The 19,043-nt window shown below is 61.1% G+C and carries 19 protein-coding genes; 12 read left to right on the forward strand and 7 right to left on the reverse strand.

The features are described from left to right. The first annotated feature begins 152 nt into the window (after window positions 1-152). The 5 genes from CQ012_RS14785 to ccsB are packed head-to-tail and all read left to right on the forward strand — an operon-like array spanning window position 153 to window position 4,894. A complete protein-coding gene (locus CQ012_RS14785; RefSeq protein ID WP_105656953.1) occupies window positions 153-815 on the forward strand; it encodes a histidine phosphatase family protein in 663 nt (220 codons plus the stop codon). Between the two features lie 36 nt (window positions 816-851). After that, the gene (locus tag CQ012_RS14790) at window positions 852-1,445 is read left to right on the forward strand and encodes a TlpA family protein disulfide reductase (protein WP_332485937.1); all 594 of its coding nucleotides are present in this window, start codon (window positions 852-854) and stop codon (window positions 1,443-1,445) included. Between the two features lie 8 nt (window positions 1,446-1,453). After that, window positions 1,454-2,209, forward strand: coding sequence for a cytochrome c biogenesis CcdA family protein (locus CQ012_RS14795; RefSeq protein ID WP_105656951.1), 756 nt, complete (start codon window positions 1,454-1,456; stop codon window positions 2,207-2,209). Next, window positions 2,209-3,837, forward strand: coding sequence for a cytochrome c biogenesis protein ResB (resB, locus tag CQ012_RS14800; RefSeq protein ID WP_105656950.1), 1,629 nt, complete (start codon window positions 2,209-2,211; stop codon window positions 3,835-3,837). The genes CQ012_RS14795 and resB overlap by 1 nt, the downstream gene beginning before the upstream one ends. Next, window positions 3,830-4,894 (forward strand): c-type cytochrome biogenesis protein CcsB, encoded by a 1,065-nt coding sequence (gene ccsB / locus CQ012_RS14805; protein WP_105656949.1) that lies wholly within the window; start codon window positions 3,830-3,832, stop codon window positions 4,892-4,894. Before resB ends, ccsB begins: the two co-directional genes overlap by 8 nt. Window positions 4,895-5,160: 266 nt before the next feature. Here ccsB and CQ012_RS14810 read toward each other — a convergent pair whose 3' ends face one another. After that, a complete protein-coding gene (locus tag CQ012_RS14810) occupies window positions 5,161-5,604 on the reverse strand; it encodes a PLD nuclease N-terminal domain-containing protein (protein ID WP_105656948.1) in 444 nt (147 codons plus the stop codon). A 53-nt stretch (window positions 5,605-5,657) separates the two neighbouring features. Here CQ012_RS14810 and CQ012_RS14815 point away from each other — a divergent pair, with 53 nt between their 5' ends. Further along, complete coding sequence (locus tag CQ012_RS14815) at window positions 5,658-5,948, forward strand: DUF4229 domain-containing protein (protein WP_105656947.1); 291 nt, start codon at window positions 5,658-5,660, stop codon at window positions 5,946-5,948. Window positions 5,949-6,081: 133 nt separating this feature from the next. Here CQ012_RS14815 and CQ012_RS14820 read toward each other — a convergent pair whose 3' ends face one another. The 3 genes from CQ012_RS14820 to CQ012_RS14830 form a co-directional block, all read right to left on the reverse strand. Beyond that, the gene (locus CQ012_RS14820) at window positions 6,082-6,966 is read right to left on the reverse strand and encodes a 1,4-dihydroxy-2-naphthoate polyprenyltransferase (RefSeq protein ID WP_105656946.1); all 885 of its coding nucleotides are present in this window, start codon (window positions 6,964-6,966) and stop codon (window positions 6,082-6,084) included. Window positions 6,967-7,041: 75 nt separating this feature from the next. After that, window positions 7,042-8,169: an AMP-binding protein gene (locus CQ012_RS14825; protein WP_105656945.1), complete on the reverse strand. Its 1,128-nt coding sequence runs from the start codon at window positions 8,167-8,169 to the stop codon at window positions 7,042-7,044. A gap of 27 nt (window positions 8,170-8,196) precedes the next feature. Beyond that, window positions 8,197-9,159: a 1,4-dihydroxy-2-naphthoyl-CoA synthase gene (locus tag CQ012_RS14830; RefSeq protein ID WP_181148809.1), complete on the reverse strand. Its 963-nt coding sequence runs from the start codon at window positions 9,157-9,159 to the stop codon at window positions 8,197-8,199. A gap of 185 nt (window positions 9,160-9,344) precedes the next feature. Between CQ012_RS14830 and CQ012_RS14835 the strand changes: the two genes are divergently transcribed. Further along, window positions 9,345-10,784 (forward strand): amino acid permease, encoded by a 1,440-nt coding sequence (locus CQ012_RS14835; RefSeq protein ID WP_105656944.1) that lies wholly within the window; start codon window positions 9,345-9,347, stop codon window positions 10,782-10,784. A gap of 72 nt (window positions 10,785-10,856) precedes the next feature. Here the strand turns inward: CQ012_RS14835 and CQ012_RS14840 are convergent, their stop codons facing one another. Beyond that, window positions 10,857-12,284 (reverse strand): MFS transporter, encoded by a 1,428-nt coding sequence (locus CQ012_RS14840; protein ID WP_105656943.1) that lies wholly within the window; start codon window positions 12,282-12,284, stop codon window positions 10,857-10,859. Window positions 12,285-12,620: 336 nt separating this feature from the next. Here CQ012_RS14840 and CQ012_RS14845 point away from each other — a divergent pair, with 336 nt between their 5' ends. The 3 genes from CQ012_RS14845 to CQ012_RS14855 are packed head-to-tail and all read left to right on the forward strand — an operon-like array spanning window position 12,621 to window position 15,516. After that, complete coding sequence (locus tag CQ012_RS14845; protein WP_105656942.1) at window positions 12,621-13,844, forward strand: thiolase family protein; 1,224 nt, start codon at window positions 12,621-12,623, stop codon at window positions 13,842-13,844. A 2-nt stretch (window positions 13,845-13,846) separates the two neighbouring features. Then, window positions 13,847-14,641, forward strand: coding sequence for an enoyl-CoA hydratase/isomerase family protein (locus CQ012_RS14850; RefSeq protein ID WP_105656941.1), 795 nt, complete (start codon window positions 13,847-13,849; stop codon window positions 14,639-14,641). Window positions 14,642-14,643: 2 nt separating this feature from the next. Continuing rightward, window positions 14,644-15,516 (forward strand): 3-hydroxyacyl-CoA dehydrogenase family protein, encoded by an 873-nt coding sequence (locus CQ012_RS14855; RefSeq protein WP_105656940.1) that lies wholly within the window; start codon window positions 14,644-14,646, stop codon window positions 15,514-15,516. A gap of 58 nt (window positions 15,517-15,574) precedes the next feature. On the opposite strand, the gene CQ012_RS14860 is transcribed toward CQ012_RS14855, so the two are convergent. Further along, entirely contained in the window at window positions 15,575-16,432 is an 858-nt protein-coding gene (locus tag CQ012_RS14860; protein ID WP_105656939.1) for a helix-turn-helix transcriptional regulator, read from the reverse strand. A 122-nt stretch (window positions 16,433-16,554) separates the two neighbouring features. On the opposite strand from CQ012_RS14860, the gene CQ012_RS14865 reads away from it, so the two are divergent. Beyond that, on the forward strand, window positions 16,555-17,169 hold the full coding sequence (locus tag CQ012_RS14865; RefSeq protein ID WP_105656938.1) for an acetate uptake transporter: 615 nt from the start codon (window positions 16,555-16,557) through the stop codon (window positions 17,167-17,169). Window positions 17,170-17,249: 80 nt separating this feature from the next. Here CQ012_RS14865 and CQ012_RS14870 read toward each other — a convergent pair whose 3' ends face one another. Continuing rightward, window positions 17,250-18,152 carry a serine protein kinase RIO gene (locus tag CQ012_RS14870; RefSeq protein ID WP_105656937.1) on the reverse strand — a complete coding sequence of 301 codons (903 nt, stop codon included), beginning with the start codon at window positions 18,150-18,152 and terminating at the stop codon, window positions 17,250-17,252. A 140-nt stretch (window positions 18,153-18,292) separates the two neighbouring features. Here CQ012_RS14870 and CQ012_RS14875 point away from each other — a divergent pair, with 140 nt between their 5' ends. Beyond that, window positions 18,293-19,009 (forward strand): tyrosine-protein phosphatase, encoded by a 717-nt coding sequence (locus CQ012_RS14875; RefSeq protein WP_181148808.1) that lies wholly within the window; start codon window positions 18,293-18,295, stop codon window positions 19,007-19,009. Window positions 19,010-19,043: the final 34 nt, after the last annotated feature.

The raw sequence follows: 19,043 nt of genomic DNA on the forward strand, positions 1-19,043 counted from the left end.
TGTCTTATTGACTAAGCGTAATGGCAGTCGATTGTGAGAAACCCCTCCGAAAGGATGGTTTTTCCATATGGGATTCCAATGCGTGTCCTGTGAATAGTTGACGGTGGCCACAATATGGCTAATTTGCACCGAATATTTGAGACACTGGAGGCATGCCTTTATCGACCGTCCATTTGTTGCGCCACGGGGAAGTTTTCAACCCTGACCGTATGCTCTACGGCAGGATCCCCGGCTTCGGGCTCTCGGAACTCGGATTCCAGATGGCCGATGGGGCAGGAGAATATTTTGCCAAGCGCCAAGCAGAAGGCGGCAACGTGGTGCGTCTGGTGGCCTCACCGCTCCTGCGAGCCCAGCAGACAGCCGCGCCGACCTCCAATGCTCTGGATCTGCAGGTCCACACCGACGAGCGGGTTATCGAAGCCGGCAACAAGCTGGAAGGGCTGTCCAAGGTTGCGGAGCACCTGCGTCAGCCGAAGTACTGGCCGCTGCTGGTCAACCCGCTGAAGCCTTCATGGGGCGAACCATATGCCCAGCAGGTTGCTCGCATGCGCCTGGCCATGGATGAGCACCGCAAGGCCGCCCTCGCCGAGCACGGCGAAGGAGCGGAAGTCATTATCGTCAGCCACCAGCTGCCGATCTGGGTTACGCGCCGCGCCGCCGAGAAGAAGCCGCTGTGGCACGATCCGCGCCAGCGCGAGTGCACCCTGGCTTCCATCACCAGCTTTGATTTTGAGGGAGACGAATTGGTCTCCGTGCGTTACACCGAACCGTGCCCCGAGCTGCTTGCCGGCGCGGCGAATATCCCTGGAGCCTAAAGCAAAATGACAGATCCTGTGCCTAATCCTCGCCACTTGAGCCGCCGCACCATGTTGCGTTCGCTCATGGTTGCCGCCGCCGTGGTGCCCTTGGCTGCCTGCAGCGGCAAGGAAGATGCGCTGACCGCGCAAGCAAACAGCGGCGACGGCAAGAACTACATCGCTGGCGACGGCGCCGTGGAAGAGTACGAAGTTTCCAAGCGCAGCGAACCGGTTGCCCTCAAGGCCACCACCTACCATGGCACCGATATCGACTTCACGCAGTGGCAGGGCAAGCCCGTAGTCATGAACTTCTGGTATGCCGCCTGCGCTCCGTGCCGCATCGAGGCACCGGATCTGAAGGAAATCGCTGAAGGCTTCGGCGAGAAAGTCGAATTCATTGGCGTCAACGTACGCGATGAAGCCGAAGCGGCGAAGGCCTTCGAGCGCACTTTCGAGATTCCCTATGAGTCGGTACAGGATACCTCCGGGGACATCCAGCTGGCGATGACCAAGTACGTCCCGTTGCAAGCGGTTCCATCCACCTTGGTGCTGGACCGCCAGGGCCGTGTCCGTGCCCGCGTGATCGGTGCCGTAGAGCCTGGCACCCTGAAGTCATTGATCGACTCCGCTCTGACCGAAGAGTTGTGAGCTGATCAGTGACCACTAATCCCTTTGCCGACATCGTCCTGGACGGGTCGTTGCTGCTGGCTGCCCCAGTAGCACTGCTGGCCGGGCTGGTCTCCTTCCTTTCGCCTTGCGTCCTGCCGCTGGTGCCGGGCTACCTCGGTTACGTCACCGGGTTGACTGGTGCGGATCTGAAGGAGCACCGGCGCGGCCGCGTGGTCTCCGGCGTACTGCTCTTTGTCCTGGGATTCTCCGTGGTCTTCATCGCAGCGGGCGTGCTTTTCAGCCAGGCCTCCGCGTGGCTCAGGTTCAACGGCTCCTGGGTCACCCAGGCATTGGGCCTGGTCGTGGTCTTCATGGGCATCGTGTTCATGGGCGGCTTCTCCTGGATGCAGCGTGACCGCAAGATCCACAGGAAACCGCCTGCAGGCCTGTGGGGTGCCCCGGTTCTGGGGCTGACCTTCGGCCTGGGGTGGGCACCGTGCATCGGCCCCACCTTGAGTGCGGTACTGATCATGTCCACCGGTGTGGACGCGAACGTAGGGCGTGGAACGCTCCTGACTGTGTTCTATTGCCTCGGATTGGGTTTGCCCTTCATCCTGATTGCAATGGGGTTGCAGCGCGGCATGCAGGCGCTGGCGTTCTTCCGCAAGCACCAGGTTTTCATCATGCGTTTGGGCGGGGTACTACTCATTGCCTTGGGACTGGTCATGGTGACCGGTCTGTGGGGAACATGGGTAGCAGAACTGCAAAACTGGTTTGCCAATGAAGTGAGGTTGCCAATTTAATGGCGAAACAACAACGGAATTCCAAGGGAACTGGCGACGCGCCTGCTCTGGGATTCATGGGTTCCATGCGTTGGATCTGGACCCAGCTGACATCGATGCCAACAGCCTTGTTCTTGCTGTTGCTGCTCGCCGTCGCTGCGGTACCGGGATCGATCTTCCCGCAACGCGACGCCAACCCCGAATCTGTAGCCCAGTACCTGGAACAGCACACCACCGCTGGTCCATGGCTGGATCGCTTCCAGATGTTCGAAGTGTATTCATCGGTGTGGTTCTCCGCGATCTACATCTTGCTGTTCGTCTCGCTGATTGGCTGCATCATCCCGCGTGTGAAGAAGCACGCCAAAGCCTTGCGCACCCCGCCGCCGAGGACCCCGGTGCGCCTGGAACGACTTCCCCAGTACAGCTCGCATGAAATTCTGGAAGGCGAGACGGATACGCCCGATGACCAGCAGGTCATCGAGGATTCGTTCAGGATCCTGAAGAAGCGCGGCTATCGTGTCGAGCGCCGCGAGGATGCCACCGGGGCCTCGGTTGCCGCAGAGCGCGGGTATACCCGCGAAATCGGCAACCTGCTCTTCCACATCTCGCTGATGGGCGTACTGGCTTCGGCCGCGATCGGCGGAGCCCTGGGCTACACCGGGCAGCGCGTGGTTGTCGAGGGGGAGACCTTCGTGAATTCGCTGGTGGCCTACGACTCCTTCACCCCGGGCACCGGCTTCAATGCCGATAATTTGCCGCCCTTTGCTGTGACGCTGGACAAATTCGACATCATCTTCGACCGCGAATCCAAATCGCATTTCGGACAGCCGCTGGACTTCACCGCCCACGTCAAGGTGCGCGAATCGCCCGATGCCGAGCCAGTGAAGCAGGAGCTGAAGGTCAACCATCCGCTGCGGATCAGCGGCGGTGACGTGTACCTGGTCGGCAATGGCTACGCCCCGGTGATCACCGTCAAGGATGGCAACGGCAATGTCTCCTATTCCGGCCCGGCGGTTTCCATTCCGCAGGATTCGGTCTACACCTCGATGTTCGTGCTGAAGGTTCCGGACGCCGAGCCATCGCAGCTGGGCTTCCAGGGCTTCTTGCTGCCAACCGCACTGGTGGATGAGAACGGCTTCGGCATCTCGGGCGATCCCAACGCCATCAACCCCCAGCTGCACCTGAACTCGTACTTCGGGGATCTGGGCCTTGACGACGGCAACCCGCAAAACGTGTTCGTGCTGGACACGGAGAAGATGGAACCGCTGAACAGCCGTGATTTGGATGCCGGCGGCATCATCCTCGAAGCGGGGCAGACCTACGAGCTGCCCGACGGCAAGGGCTCGATTACCTTTGACGACCTCAAGCGCTTCGTTGCATTGGACATCAATCATGACCCGGGCAAGCTGCCAATCGGCATTTTCTCAGGTCTGGCGCTGATCGGCCTTGCAGTCTCGCTGTTCACCCCGCGTCGCCGCGTCTGGGTGAAGCTGAAACAAGAAAATGGCAAGCGCAGTATCGAGTACGCACTGCTGGCACGTGGCGAGGATCCGCGTCTGGAACGCGAAGCTGCAGAACTACAGAAGATCTTTGACAAGGCTTGGCCATTGGCAAGCCAGGAGCAGAACCAAGGAGCAGTAAATGGATAACGCTGGGGCATTAGCGCCAATCAATGAAACGCTGGGTGAATACAGCCAGTTGTTCATGCTGCTGGCCGCCATGGTCTACGGAGTGGTCTTCATCATTTTCGCCTTGGACCTGGCAAAGACCAACAAGTCCATCAGCGAAATGGATTCCGAAGCGCTCAAGCGCGACGAGGAACTGCTGGTTAGCGCCGGCGGCGCCGTGGGCACCAAGCCCCGTTCGCGCCGGGGTGCCGCTGTGCGTGCCGACAACGTCGGCGAGCATATCGTGACCGACAAGATGGAGTACACGCAGTTGTCGGCCAAGCGCCCCACGGCTCGCATTGCCGTGGTGCTGATGTGGCTGGCCGCTGCCCTGCACGGCGGTGCCGTGGTTTCCCGTGCGATAGCCGCGCACCGAGTGCCCTGGGGCAACATGTACGAATTCCTGTCCACCGGTGCATTCCTGGTGGCTCTGGTCTTCTTGCTGGTGCTGATCTTCAAGGACCTGCGCTTCATGGGATCCTTCATCTCCGGCCTGGTCACCTTGATGCTGTGCGGTGCCACCATCGGCTTCCCGACACCGGTTGGCCACCTCGTTCCTGCCCTGCAGTCGCCATGGATCGTCATTCACGTCTCCATCGCCGTCCTGGCGTCGGCACTGTTCGCCATCAGCTTCGCCATGAATGTGCTGCAGCTGGTACAGCATGCTCGCATGAACCGGCTGGCCGCTGGCCAGGACGACAAGCTGCCCTTCATGCGCGTGGTGCCAGGTGCCGGCGCATTGGAGAACTTCGCCTACCGCATCAACACCATCGGCTTCGTGATGTGGACCTTCACTGTCATCGCTGGTGCGATCTGGGCTGAGGCCGCTTGGAGCCGCTACTGGGGCTGGGATCCAAAGGAAGTCTGGTCCTTCGTGATCTGGGTTGTCTACGCAGGCTACCTGCACGCCCGTGCCACCGGTGGCTGGACGGGCCCACGCTCGGCCTGGTTGTCGATCATCGGCTTCCTGTGCGTGGTCTTCAACTTCACCATCGTGAATATCTTCTTCGACGGTCTGCACTCCTACGCCGGCGTCTAGTTCCTAAGAATCCAGCACTGCGAGCGGTTTCCCTTTAGCGGGGAGGCCGCTCGCAGTACTTTAAGCGTTCGTTGCAGGCCCTGGTACTCAAGTGCAGGGGCACAGACCGGCGCCTGCCCCCGTCCGCCCCTCCAGCGCCCGTAGAGGAAGCCCCGCGTCCCTGGCCGCCTGCAAGAGTGCCCGAAGTTTCCACGAGGCATGAAAAAGCCCAGCGGCGCTGGTACGCGTGCTGGGCTGGTTGCCGGGATCCCGGCAGTACTAGGGGGTTATTCGGTTTCAGACGAAGAGCTGTCGGTGCCTTCTGGCTTGTTCTTGCGTTCTGCACCTGGCTTCGGTTCCTTGGCCTCAGGCTTGGCTGGTTTCTCGCCATCGGCCTTCTGCACGTCTTCACGTTTAGTGAGGTCTTGCTCACGCGCTTTCGAGTCGGCTTCACGCTGTTGCTGGCGGCGCCAGACCTCCAGCTGGCGCAGGAAATCCTCATCGTCGTCCGGAGCCATGGACTTCTGCGCAGGGGTGCCATTTGACGCAACAGGGCGACCTAGGAGGAACCACAAACCGGCTCCGATTAGCGGAAGGAGGATGACGACCGCAATCCACGCAGGCTTAGGCAATGAACGAATGCTGCGGCGCTCTGCACGAGCGCATTCGATCAGGGTATAAATCGTCAAAGCAACCGAAACCACTGCGGCGAAAATCAATAAGCGGACCATGCTTCCATTCTAGTGATAATCCTGTTCACAGGTTCACCGGTAGAATTGAGACTATGCAGTTTGTGAAATATACCGTTATCCGCCTAGGCATATTCCTAGCCGTTTTCTTGGGCCTCTGGTTAGGTATGAAGTGGCCAATCTTCGTTTCCGGAATCATTGGCCTGGTCGTGGCCTTCGCGGTGGCCTACCTTTTCTTCAATAAACTTCGGCTAAAGGCGAACGAAGATATCCGCAACGCTTTCAGCAAGACCTCGGCAAACAAGACCAGGATGCAGCTAGCTGATGAAGCCGTTGAGGATGAATTCGACGAATCACAGCGCAAGCAGACCCCTGGCGCCGAGTAAATTTCCCCACGCAGGTTCACCTCGAACTGCATAGCCAGCCATTCACGCATGGCCGGCAGAACAATTAACGAGATGGGCTGGCCGGATCAATTGATCCGGCCAGCCCATCTCGTTTTTCCTTCTGCAGCGGTGGCTAGGCCAAAACCTCGATGGCGATAGCCAAGGAGAAGAGCACCGCATATACGACATTGACCATGCCGGTCTGCTTGAGCACCAGCACCAGCTTTGGCAGCTGCTGCTCGCGAAGCATCAGCAGCGATGGAGCCACTGCAGGAACGAAGGTGAGCAGGATCAGCCACATCCACGGGAAGGCGCTGGTGGCCAGCAAGGGGAGCAGGATGGCTACCGTCAGCATCAGCACGTAGCTCAAGCGGGCATTGTGTTCGCCAAGGCGCACAGCCAAGGTAATCTTTCCCACCTCTTTATCGGTAGGAATGTCTCGCACGTTATTGGCCATCAGCAGGGCGCAGCCAATCAGGCCGGTGCCGATGGCACCCCACAGCGAAGCCATGGTCAGCTGGTTGATCTGGGTGAAGGTGGTACCCAAGGTGGCGACCAAGCCGAAGAAGATGAAAACGTAAATATCGCCCAAGCCACGGTAGCCGTAGGGGTTCTTGCCGCCGGTGTAGCCCCAAGCGGCGAAGATCGCGGCGACGCCTACCAGCAGCAGCGGCCACGAGGAAGAAATGATGACCAGGACCAGACCGAAGATGGCGGCTAGCCCGAAGCAGCCGAAAGCGGCATTGCGCACGTTCTTCGGCTCGGTGAGCTTGGAACCGGTCAGGCGCAGCGGGCCGACGCGTTCGTCATCGGTGCCTCGGATGCCGTCCGAGTAGTCGTTGGAGTAGTTCACTCCGACCTGGAGCAGCAGGCCCACCAGCAGAGCCAAGACGAAACGGAACCAATGAACGGTTCCAGTTTCGCCCAGCGCGGCTGCGGTACCGATGACAACCGGGGCAATGACGATAGGCAAGGTGCGCAAACGCGCCCCAGAAACCCACTGGGAAAGTGTGGCCACTTTCTGTCCTTTCAGGGCAAGCGGAAACTCGTACCCTCTAGTTTCCCGCGATTAGGCGTGCAAGGCGAATCGAGACTAGTCGCGAACGCCTAGTTCTTCGATGACCAGTTGTCGATTGAACTTGCCATTAGGCAGCTGCGGCAAGCCAAGAGGGTAGTGGCGCACGTGCTTGGGCACCGCTTCCTTGCCCAAGGTCCGGCGCACCGCTTCGAAGGCATCGGCGGTATTGGTCGGGCCCGCATAGGCCAGGCCAACGCTGTGGCCCCATTGCGGATCGGGCACCGGGACCACGATTGCCTGCGTGAAGAATTCTTCCAGCAGCCCTTCAATCTTCGATGCCGAAAGCTTGATGCCCCCGGTATTGATCACATCATCGATGCGTCCAATGATCTTCAAGCGCTGTTTTTCAACGGTGCCCAGGTCATCGGTGACGTACCAGCGGACACCATCGCGTTCAATGAAGTGCTCGGCGGTGGCTTCGGGGGAGTTGGCGTATCCGTCGGCGAGCATGGGGCCGGCGACCCAGATGCGCCCCTCATGCGCTGCCAGCTGCACGCCGGGAAGGGCCGTGCCGTTGTAGACCAGGCCGCCGGAAGTTTCCGAGGACCCATAGGTCTGGAAAATCTTCAGCCCATGGTGTCGGGCGCTAACCAGCAGGTCCTTGCTGGCTCGCGCGCCGCCCAAGAGGATGGCGTCGAAACGCTTCAGCGCCTGCAAGGTTTCCGGCGCCGGGTTATCCAGCAGCCGGGCAAGCTGGGTTGGAACCAGCGAGGTGATCCGGCGGGAGTCGATCATTTGATTGGCGGCTTCGGTGAATGCCGTGGCCGAGAAGCTGCCCTCGGTGTCCATCACCACGGGCTTGGTGCCGGCGAACAATGAACGCGTCAGCACGCTCAGTCCCGCGACATAGTGCACCGGCAAGGCCAGCAGCCACTGGCCTTCGAAGCCGAGGAACTCGGCCGTGGCCTGCGCACTGGATGCCAACGCCGAAACGCTGAGCACCGTGCGCTTGGCCCGGCCGGTGGAACCGGAAGTCCGCACCACTGCCATGGGCTGCTCGAAACCTGGCAGGTCCTGTGGTGCCAAGTACTCGATGCGCCAGCCGTTGGGGTTGCTCTCATCGAGCAATACCTCAACGGCCGGCCCCCCGTCATTGGCCGCCGTGGCCAAGGCTGCGAGCAGTTCAGAGAGTTGTCTGTCCATATCCGGTCCTCGTTCCGTCGCGGAAGATTAGAAGTAGTAAGGGTAGTTGGACCAATCCGGGTCGCGCTTGCCCAGGAACGCGTCGCGTCCTTCTACTGCCTCATCAGTCATGTACGCCATGCGGGTGGCTTCGCCAGCGAAGACCTGCTGGCCGGCCAAGCCGTCATCGGCCAAGTTGAAAGCGAACTTCAGCATGCGGATGGCCTGCGGGGACTGGCGGGCGATGTCGGCTGCGTACTCCAGGGCCACCTCTTCGAGGCGTTCGTGCTCTACCGACTCGTTGACGGCGCCCATGCGGACCATGTCATCGGCCGAGTACTCGCGGGCAAGGAAGAAGATTTCGCGGGCGGTCTTCTGCCCGACCTGGCGGGCGAGCAATGCCGAACCGTATCCGGCATCGAAGGAACCGACGGTAGCGTCGGTCTGCTTGAACTTGCCGTTCTGCTTCGAGGCAATGGTCAGATCCGAGACCACGTGCAGCGAATGGCCGCCACCGGCAGCCCAGCCGTTGACGACGCAGAGGACAACCTTGGGCATGGTGCGCATCAGGCGCTGGACTTCCAGGATGTGCAGGCGCCCGGCACGCGCCGGGTCGATGGATTCGCGGGTCTCGCCTTCGGCATAGCGGTAGCCGTCACGGCCACGGATGCGCTGGTCGCCGCCGGAGCAGAATGCGTGTCCGCCGTCCTTTTCCGAGGGGCCATTGCCGGTCAGCAGGACAGTGGCCACGTCGCTGGTCATGCGGGCATGATCCATGGCGCGGAACAGCTCGTCCACGGTGTGCGGGCGGAAGGCGTTGCGCACCTCGGGGCGGTCGAAAGCGATGCGCACGGTCGGAAGGTCGCGCACGATGCTTCCATCCGCCGCTCGCTGGACCTGGCGATGGTAAGTGATGTCGGTGAAGTCGAATCCCTCGACCACGCGCCAGCGCGTTGGATCGAAGACATCGGAGACCTTCTCGGGCAATGCGGAATTATTCAGGCTACTCACCCTATGAATGCTAGTCGGTTTCGTCCGGAACTCTAAGAAAGGAGGAGTAGACTTTTCACGGCCCGACTCGCGGTTGCGCGTGGAATCCCCGCCCGTACGGCTTGGACCATCCAGTGAATCACCGGATTCATTTCACGATTTTTGCACGGATTCATTGAACGCGTCCGTAGGTCAGGAGTTCATCTATGCCATCTGGTCAGCATCGCCCGGCAACCCCGGAAATCAGTGCCGAGGGCTACAAGAAATCCCTGAGCCGCCGCCACGTCCAGATGATCGCGATCGGCGGAGCCATCGGTGTGGGCCTGTTCATGGGCTCCGGCGGGCGCCTGGCCTCGACCGGTCCGGCGCTGGTGCTGTCCTATCTGGTAGCTGGCGCATTGGCCTACCTGCTGATGCGGGCACTGGGCGAACTGATCATGTACCGCCAGACTTCCGGTTCCTTCGTCTCGTATGCGGCTGAGCTCTTCGGCCCCAAGGGCGCCTTCATCTCCGGATGGATGTACGTGCTGAATTGGATCATGACCGGCATTGCCGAGCTGATCGCCATCGGCCTGTACTTCCAGTATTTCTTCCCGAATGTTCCGGTAACCGTTTCCGCGTTCTGCGCGTTGCTGCTGCTGGTGGCCATCAACCTCTTCAGCGCCAAGGCTTTCGCAGAATTCGAGTTCTGGGCAGCTTGCATCAAGGTGACCGCGATCGTCCTGTTCCTGGCCGTGGGTACATACATGGTGGTGACCAACGCACAGGTGGGAGACCATACCGCGTCGGTGGCCAACCTCTTCATCGGCGATGAGAACGGCGAGGGCGGAATGTTCCCCCGTGGTTTCTTCGTCAGCATCCTGGTCCTGAACTCGGTGATCTTCGCCTATAACGCCATTGAACTGGTGGGCATTGCCGCCGGCGAGATGGAGAACCCGGAAAAGGAAGTTCCATCGGCAATCCGTGCGGTGGTCGTTCGCATCCTGGTCTTCTACGTAGGCAGCGTCTCCCTGCTGGCCATGGTGCTGCCATGGAACGAATACGAATCCGGGGTCAGCCCGTTTGTCACGGTCTTCGAGAAGATGGGCCTGGGCTGGGTTGGCAGCGCGATGAACCTGGTGGTGATTACCGCTGCGCTGTCCTCGTGCAACTCGGGCCTGTATTCCATCGGCCGCATCCTGCGCACCATGAGCGGCAATGGGCATGCTCCGCAGTGGCTCGCGAAGATGAACAAGCACTTTGTTCCCTCGACCGGCATTATCACCGTGGGCGTGGTCTATCTTGCCGGCGTCATCCTGAACATCTGGCTCGGAGATTCCTTCGCCTTCGACCTTGCCTTGAATACCGCATCCATCGGCGTGCTGTTCACCTGGGCCTCGATTTTCGGATGCCAGCTCATGCTGCGCAAGAAAAAGGGCTCTGTTTCCTCGCTGCCCATGCCCGGGTCGCCCATTACCGGTTGGGTCGGATTGATTTCCTTGCTGGTTATCACCGTCCTGATTTCTTTCGATACCTTGACCGGGGAAAACGGCGAGGTCTTCCCGGTGGGGCTGTACACGATCGCCACAATTCCGGTGTTCGCCTTGCTGCTGTGGGGCGGATGGCATTTTGCTCGCAAGCACGCCCGGCCGGGCATTGATTTCTAGGCCGCCAGCGATTATGCGCCAGCCGCCAAGGGGAGCAGCTCAACTGATGCGCCCCCTTGGCGGCTGGATGGCTCAGGACGTTCGGTTTTCATCGCGCTGCACCGCAGCGAGGATGCCGGTGTCCAAGGCATCGGGAATCGCGGTGCCGCGCAGCGAAGCGCCGGCGGTCTCCGGCATGAACTTGATGGCGATCGCACCAATCACGCACGCTGCCATCATGTAGATGGCCGGGAAGAGCAGGAAACCGGTGGCATTGATGGCCGCTTCATTGACCATCGCGGCGGTGCCGCCGAAGACCGCCGTAGCGATGTTGTAGGTAATCGCGAATCCTGCGAAGCGCACCTGCGAAGGGAACATCGCCGGGAACGTCGCGGTAATCGTGGCCAACTGCGGAATGTAGAGCAGACCCAGCACGGCGAAGCCGACAATGGCCCAGGCGAAGGACTTGCCCATCAGCCAGAACATCGGTACTGCCAAGACGAACAGGCCAATGACTGAGGCGTACCACATTGGCTTGCGTCCGACCTTGTCCGAAAGCGAGCCCGCAAATGGAATTACGGCCATCATGGCCACCTCGCCGATCAGGATGGTGGCCAGCGAAGCGTTGGGGTCCAGCCCCAACTGGGTTTCCAGGTACGTCGGCATGTAGCTGAGCAACGTGTAGTTCACGACGTTCAGCGCAATGACCAGTCCGGTCATGGTCAGCATGGGGCGCCAGTAGGTGAACACCAGTTCCTTGAGCGACCCGCCCTGCTGGGCTTCGCCGGATTCTTCCATCTCCTGGAAGACCGGCGTGTCCTCCAATCTGCTACGCAGGTACAGGCCGATCAGGCCCATGGGCAAAGCGAGGAAGAATGGGATGCGCCAGCCGTAAGCCATCATGGCTTCCTCGCTGAGCACCACCTGCAGGCCCAGCATCACGGCGGTGCCGAGGGCGAAACCGCCCAAGGTGCCGAATTCCAAGAAGGAACCGAAGAAGCCGCGTTTGCGATCCGGCGCATACTCGGCCATGAAGGTTGCCGCGCCGCCGTACTCGCCACCGGTGGAGAAGCCCTGGATCATGCGCAGCAGCACCAGCAGGATTGGCGCGGCGACGCCAATGGCTTCGAAGGTTGGCAGGATGCCGATGAGGAAGGTGGCCAGCGACATCATGATGATGGTCAAGGCCAGGATCTTCTTGCGCCCCAGCTTGTCGCCCAGCGGGCCCCAGACCAGGCCGCCAATCGGGCGGACCAGGAAGGAGAGGGCGAAGGTGGCCAAGGCCATGAAGGTGCCGCCCTCGGTGGGGAAGAAGTGGGCGGTGATGTAGGTGACGGCCACGGCATAGACACCGTAGTCGAACCACTCGGTCATGTTGCCCATGGCAGATGCCGCAGTGGCCTTGCGAACTTCTTGCCGGCCGTCTTGCGTGTTCATGTCCGGCCCGATGTCATGGTCCAGGTCGGGAGCGAAATTATGTGCATTCGAGTTGTCGTTTGGCTGGCTATGTTCCGGTTGCATTGCTGCTCCGTTGTTTTCAGCTTTCCGTCGACCGATCGCCCTAAGGCCAGATAGGAATTCATCGCCTTGGCCGCGGTCCACGATCCGGGAGTTCCCCGGAGTCGGTTAAATACCAGAGGCTATTCGAATCAATTTCTAAAATCAACCACTGACATGGAATTGATTGCCCGCAATTGCGGACAGAACGGGGGTTGGCCCGTGGCCCGGCCATGTGGTCCCGGCGGCCTGGAAATGCTCAATTGTGAAAATCCGGCGACCCGCGACTTTATTATTGAACGAATGGTCGGTAAGTTTAGGTGTTGAGGGTCACTAATCATTTTGGCATAAGGAGCACAGATGACCGAGGCATTTCTCGTAGGTGGAGCACGCACGCCGGTAGGCCGTTATGGAGGTGCGCTCAGTGCTGTGCGCCCCGATGACCTGGCCGCGCTGACTATTCGCCGAGTCATTGAAGACGCGGGCATCGATCCGGCCGACGTTGATGAAGTCATCTACGGAAACGCCAACGGCGCGGGCGAAGAGAACCGCAATGTTGCCCGCATGGCTGCGCTGCTGGCCGGCCTGCCCGTGACCGTCCCGGGCATCACGGTCAACCGCCTCTGCGCCTCGGGCATGAGCGCCATCACTATGGCCAGCCACATGATCAAGGCCGGCGCCGCGGACATCGTGATCGCCGGCGGCACCGAATCCATGTCGCGGGCACCTTGGGTCATGGAAAAGCCTTCCAAGGCCTTCGCCAAGCCGGGAGCAACCTTCGACACCTCCATCGGCTGGCGCTTCACCAACCCGCAATTCCTCTCCGGCCAGTACTCGCGCGATGGCAAAGCCACCTTCTCGATGCCGGAAACCGCCGAGGAAGTCGCCCGCGTCTACAACATCTCGCGTGAGGATTGCGACCAGTTCGCCGTCGAATCCCACGCCAAGGCCATTGCCGCCATCGAGGCCGGGCATTTCCGCGATGAAATCGTTCCGGTCACTGTCAAGGGACGCAAGGCAGAGAGCATCGTGGACACCGACGAGGGGCCACGGCCAGGGACCACCATGGATGTGCTTTCCGCCCTGCGCCCAGTAGTCAAGGGAGGAAGCGTCGTCACTGCTGGCAATGCGTCGACGCTGAACGACGGAGCGTCGGCAATCCTCGTGGTCTCCGAACGGGCCATCAAGAAGTACGGACTGGCGCCGCGCGCCCGAATCGTCGACGGGCAGGCCGCGGGCCTGGAACCAGAAATCATGGGCATGGGACCGGTCCCGGCGACCCGCAAGGTGCTTGAACGCGCGGGACTGGGCATTGACCAGATCGGTGCCATGGAAATCAATGAAGCCTTCGCCAGCCAGTCCCTGGCCAGCATGCGCGAGCTGGGGGTCGATGCAGGAATCGTCAACCGCGACGGCGGCGCCATCTCGCTGGGCCATCCGCTGGGTTCCAGCGGTTCCCGCATTGTCATCACCCTGCTGGGCCGCATGGAACGGGAGCTGGCTTCCGAGCAGCGCAAGCTGGGCATTGCCACCATGTGCGTTGGCGTGGGCCAAGGCACCGCGATCTTGCTGGAAGGCGTCTAGAAGTGGGCGATTTGAACAGCGGGTTCACCACCCTCAAGCTGGCGGAAACCGATGACCGCCTCTGGGTGCGCCTGCACCGCCCAGCGGTCCGCAATGCCATTGACCAGGCCATGGTCGACGAGCTGCACACCATCTGCGATTATCTGGAGAAGAATCCCAAGATCCTGATTATGGCTGGCACCCCCGCAGAGGCAGCGAGCGAAGCGAATCCCAAGGGGCGCAAGGGCATCTTCGCTTCCGGAGCCGATATTTCCCAGTTGCGCGAACGCCGCCGGGATGACGCGCTCGCCGGGATCAACTCGGGCATCTTCGACAGGATCGCCAAGTTGCCGATGCCGGTGGTTGCGGCATTGGACGGCTTCGCCCTGGGTGGGGGCGCCGAACTGGCTTACGCCGCGGACTTCCGCATCGGCACCCCCGAGCTGCGCATGGGCAACCCGGAAACGAATCTGGGCATCATGGCCGCCGCAGGCGCCACCTGGCGGCTGAAGGAACTGGTCGGCGAGCCGCTGGCCAAGGAAATCCTGCTGGCTGGCAAGGTGCTCACCGGCGAGCAATGCCTGGCCGCCAACCTGGTGACCGAACTGCATCCGGCTGCCGAGCTGGATGCCGCCGCCGATGCACTGGCAGATCGCATAGCAGCCCAGGATCCGCTGGCGGTGCGCATCACCAAGTCCGTCTTCCATGCTCCGCGCGAAGTCCATCCGGTGATCGATACCTTGGCCCAGGGCATGCTTTTCGAGTCCCAAGCCAAATTCGACCGCATGCAAGCATTCCTAGATCGAAAGAAGAAGTAACCATGAGTGCACAAACCAGCTTCACCACCGGAGCGTTGCCGCAGCAGATGGGCGTGCTCGGCGGCGGACGCATGGGTGCCGGCATCGCCCACGCCTTCTTGACCAGCGGCAGCGCCGTTCTCGTTGTTGAACGCGACGACGAGGCGGCGCAGGCGGCCTATGAGCGCGTGGCCGGATCCGTGGACAAGTCCATTGCCCGTGGCCAGATCAGCGAAAGCCGCGAAGAGCTTTTGGCCCGCTTCTCCACCAGCACCGACTACGAGCAGTTCGCCAGCGCGCAGCTGGTGGTTGAAGCCGTTCCGGAAATCTGGGATCTGAAGGTTTCTTCCCTGCAGGCCGTGGAGCAGGCGCTGAACGCCGAGGCGGTGCTCGCTTCGAACACCTCGTCGCTGTCGGTCAGCGGCTTGGCCAAGGAATTGCAGCGTCCCGCGAACTTCCTGGGCTTGCACTTCTTCAACCCGGTTCCCGCCTCCACCCTGATCGAGGTCGTGATCGGCAAGCAGACCGATAAGACCCTGGTGGACGCATCGCGCGGATGGGTTCAAGCACTGGGCAAGACCGCAGTGGTGGTCAATGACGCTCCCGGGTTCGCTTCTTCCCGCTTGGGCGTGGCTATCGCCTTGGAAGCCATGCGCATGGTCGAGGACGGCGTAGCCAGTGCCGAAGACATCGATAACGCGATGGTCCTGGGATACAAGCACCCTACCGGCCCGCTGAAGACCACCGACATTGTCGGTTTGGATGTGCGCTTGGGCATTGCCCAGTACTTGCACGAGACTCTGGGGGAGCGTTTCGCTCCGCCGCAGATCCTCAAGGACCTGGTGGCCCAGGGCAAGCTCGGACGCAAGACCGGCCAGGGCTTCTACAGCTGGTAAACGGCTGAAGCCAGTTGCGACGCCCGTAGCCCGGGCCCGGGGTCCCCGGAATGGCCATCTAGGGGATCAGGCCCCGGCTGCGAGCGCGCAACACCACATCAAAGCGATTCGTGGCACCCAGCTTTCGCACGGCTGAGGCCAGATAGCTTTTGACGGTGCTTTCGGCTAATCCCAGATGCGTCGCAATCAAGGCGTTGCGCTTGCCCAGCGCCAGATGGGAAAGCACATCCAGCTCACGCGGCGAAAGGTTCGAGGGGCCGTCGATTGCCTGCGGCGCTGGCCCCTGCCCTGGGCGCAGCATCGTGCCGGCCGTGCTGAGCCGTGCGGCGAGCTCCGGATCCTGCACCATCCGCGCAATATCGCGCAGCTCGGTGTAAAGCGCATTGAAATCTTCTTGGCTCAATGCCATCTCCGAGGGGTGCGCGGCCTGCGGTTCGTAGGCACTGAGCACCGCCATGCGCCTCTGGGTCTCTTCATGGACCGATAGTTCCCAAGCGAGCCGGCGGGCCTCTGCTGCGGCGGCGGACAGCATTCCATCGGTCAGCTGCCGGCGGTTTCGCAGTCCGGCATAGATCAGCGCGCGCACCTGGTCGTCAACCACGACCGGTACTGCCAGCAAGACCAGTATTCCCTCGCCGCCAATTTCCCGGTCATAGCTGTGAATGATTTCCGGGGTCTCATGGTACGAATCCGTGGCAGCCAATTGACGCCGCGATAGCGCCAAGCCGCCTAGGCCCTCACCGGGCTTGACCACCAGGCCACGCAGCGAACCGGTACGGGTTCCTGCGAAACAAGTCAGCTTCGTACCCGTGGACCGGGCGAAACCGCCAAAGGCAACTGGCAGGCCGGTGCGTGCCGCCAAAGTATTGAGCGTGCGGTCCAAAAGGGCTATTTCGTGCGAAGAATCAGTGGTCACCGGCTACCTCCTTTAGATGGTAGTGATCCGACTCACCATCAATTTAGGATACCTGCTAAAGGCAAGTGATCGGCATCACTTGCCTGGATTGAACTGACCGCTGACACGATGGAGTATCCGCCATGACCGCACTGCTGACCCGAGAAGACCCCGTTGGAATCGCCTCACCAGCCGCACCGGCCAAGCCGGGCCTGGCTGACCCCGCGGCACTGGGATTGGGCGCCTTTGCGCTGACAACCTTTGCGCTGAGCCTGTCCAACGCCGGGATCATTCCAGAAGCTGGCGCCGCCGTCCTGGCGATTGCCCTATTCTACGGTGGCTTGGTCCAGCTGATTGCTGGCGTCATCGAATTCGCGAAGGGCAATGTCTTCGGCGCCACCGCGTTCACTTCCTATGGCGCATTCTGGATGGCCTTCTGGTGGCTGGAAACCAACCCGGAGGTAGCGCAGGCGGCGGGCCCGGCGGGCCTCGGTGCATTCCTTCTGGGGTGGACCATTTTCACCGCCTACATGGCGGTCGCCGCCCTGCGTACCAATGGCGTGCTGGTTGCCGTGTTCACCATGCTGACCGCGGCCTTCATCTGCCTGACTATCGGCGCCTTCACCGGCAGCACGCTGATACACGAACTCGGAGGCTGGTTGGGCCTGGTTACCGCATTCCTGGCCTGGTGCGGCTCCTTTGCCATTGTCGCGAACGCCACCTGGGGACGCCAGGTCCTGCCTACCTGGGCGAAGTAGGCGGCGGAAAGCTGGTCGCAGGCGCGCGCCCGCGGCGAATCATCGGGATTCGTCGCGGGCGCGCCCAGTTCTGGCTGTCCTCAGAAGAGGTAGCTCATCAGCGAGGAGAACAATTCATCGGGGTCATTGGGCAAGCCCTTGGAAGTGAACCAATCGCAAAGATTCACGCAATCACGGTGCAGGAAGTCCAAGCCGTTCGGGTTGCCGGCCAGATCTACGCACTGCGGAACATCGATTACTACCAGCCTTTCGCCGGAGACAAGAATGTTGTACGCGGAGAGGTCTCCGTGGGCGATGCCGAGCCCGGCAAATTTCTCCAATGCTCCGGTGAGCTGGTCCCATAGCGATGGAAGGCGCGGGTCAAAGCGCGAGAGCTGCTGCAGGCGAGGCGCTGCCGCATGCTGATCGTCTGGATCGGCAATGAACTCCATGAGGATTTCGGTGCCATCTATTTGCACAGGGTAGGGAACAGGTATGCCCGCCTCGTAGCAACGGAGCAAATAGCTCCATTCGGCATTGGCCCACTGTAGAGCGGCGATCTGCTTGCCGTACGTGGAGTTGTTGCGGATAGCGCGGTTATCACGCGAACGCCGTGCGGAGCGCCCGTCGCTATAGGACTGCGAGCGGCTGAACTGCATTTGCTCGCGCGAACGATAGCGCTTTGCTGCCAGAAGGCTGCTGCGATCTTCGGTGGCACGTTCCAGCAGGAAGACATCGCCTTCCTTGCCCGTTTTCAAGATGCCCAGCTCGGTGTCGATGGCTGCGGCCTCTTCGATGAGCCAGTGCGGATACGGTTTGGGTCCGCGCAAGCCCTTCTCGATAAATGGCCATGTCGAATAACGTTGGCCGTTTGCCGGATCACCGGTCTCGGAGTCGTTCCAGACCGGCTTGTGCTTGCTGAATTTCAGTTGTTGATCGGCATCCGTGGAGGCAGCGGCGATCAGTGGCGAATTTGCGGCCTCGAGGCCAGCGGGAAAATGCATCGGAAGTAGTCCTTGGGAGAAGGGGGAAATGGCTTGTTCAGGCGGTAAGCAATCATTGTTACCCCTCCTTCAATAGACTGATTGACATTTGCCAATGACTAGAACAATACAACAGCCGGGCAATGTGTTGCAATAGGCTTATGAGCCACAGCCTTACCTACCGCAAGCAAGCCGGGGACCTGGACTGGAGCGGAGCCGTTAATGCGCGCCACATCTGCGGAGCCTTCTACCGTATGGGCAGGCATGAGTGGCTGACGGCTGAGGGTTGGCAGCAAATGCACGCTGCTGGCGTCAATAGAGTCATCGACCTGCGCAACCCGGATGAAATCCGCCGTCGCGAGCATGACCCAGCGGTGCCCGCGGCAAGCCTCGCAGGGATCGAGCTGGTGAACCTGCCGCTGGAATCGCCAGGCAATGAACGTTTCGAGTCGGTGGCGGTGCCGTACATGAATCACACCGGGATGTACCAGCTGGTCTGCGAGGAATTCGGCGACCACCTGCGGGCGGTGTTCGAGAGACTCGCGACCGCGGATCAGGGCACGGTGGTCCACTGCTCGGCTGGACGCGACCGATCGGGATTGATAGCCACAATGCTGCTTCAGCTGGCTGGCTTGGATGGCCAGATCCTGCTCCATGATGAACTCGCGGTCAGGGGGATCAATGAGTGGCATCGCATTTCCCCTCGCAAGCACCCGTACGAGAGCTACCGCAGTGAAGGGCAACTGCGGGAAATTATTCATGGCCGAGCTGGCGAACTGGAGAATTTCCTCAGGTGGCTCGGGTCCACGCGGAGGCATTTGCTGGACCAGGGAATGAGCGAGAACGCCGTGGAGCGCCTGCGCCAGCTGGCACGCTAGGAGCCAGGAGAGCGCTGGCGAAGCAGCGAGGCGC

This window comes from Arthrobacter sp. MYb214 (assembly GCF_002979865.1).
Lineage (GTDB): Bacteria > Actinomycetota > Actinomycetes > Actinomycetales > Micrococcaceae > Glutamicibacter.

Bases quoted from the DNA above. Each gene is read 5' to 3' on its own strand.
- CQ012_RS14785 (WP_105656953.1), top strand. From the start codon at position 153: ATGCCTTTATCGACCGTCCATTTGTTGCGCCACGGGGAAGTTTTCAAC.
- resB (WP_105656950.1), top strand. From the start codon at position 2,209: ATGGCGAAACAACAACGGAATTCCAAGGGAACTGGCGACGCGCCTGCT.
- ccsB (WP_105656949.1), top strand. From the start codon at position 3,830: ATGGATAACGCTGGGGCATTAGCGCCAATCAATGAAACGCTGGGTGAA.
- CQ012_RS14810 (WP_105656948.1), bottom strand. From the start codon at position 5,604: ATGGTCCGCTTATTGATTTTCGCCGCAGTGGTTTCGGTTGCTTTGACG.
- CQ012_RS14815 (WP_105656947.1), top strand. From the start codon at position 5,658: ATGCAGTTTGTGAAATATACCGTTATCCGCCTAGGCATATTCCTAGCC.
- CQ012_RS14825 (WP_105656945.1), bottom strand. From the start codon at position 8,169: ATGGACAGACAACTCTCTGAACTGCTCGCAGCCTTGGCCACGGCGGCC.
- CQ012_RS14835 (WP_105656944.1), top strand. From the start codon at position 9,345: ATGCCATCTGGTCAGCATCGCCCGGCAACCCCGGAAATCAGTGCCGAG.
- CQ012_RS14840 (WP_105656943.1), bottom strand. From the start codon at position 12,284: ATGCAACCGGAACATAGCCAGCCAAACGACAACTCGAATGCACATAAT.
- CQ012_RS14845 (WP_105656942.1), top strand. From the start codon at position 12,621: ATGACCGAGGCATTTCTCGTAGGTGGAGCACGCACGCCGGTAGGCCGT.
- CQ012_RS14855 (WP_105656940.1), top strand. From the start codon at position 14,644: ATGAGTGCACAAACCAGCTTCACCACCGGAGCGTTGCCGCAGCAGATG.
- CQ012_RS14865 (WP_105656938.1), top strand. From the start codon at position 16,555: ATGACCGCACTGCTGACCCGAGAAGACCCCGTTGGAATCGCCTCACCA.
- CQ012_RS14870 (WP_105656937.1), bottom strand. From the start codon at position 18,152: ATGCATTTTCCCGCTGGCCTCGAGGCCGCAAATTCGCCACTGATCGCC.
- CQ012_RS14875 (WP_181148808.1), top strand. From the start codon at position 18,293: ATGAGCCACAGCCTTACCTACCGCAAGCAAGCCGGGGACCTGGACTGG.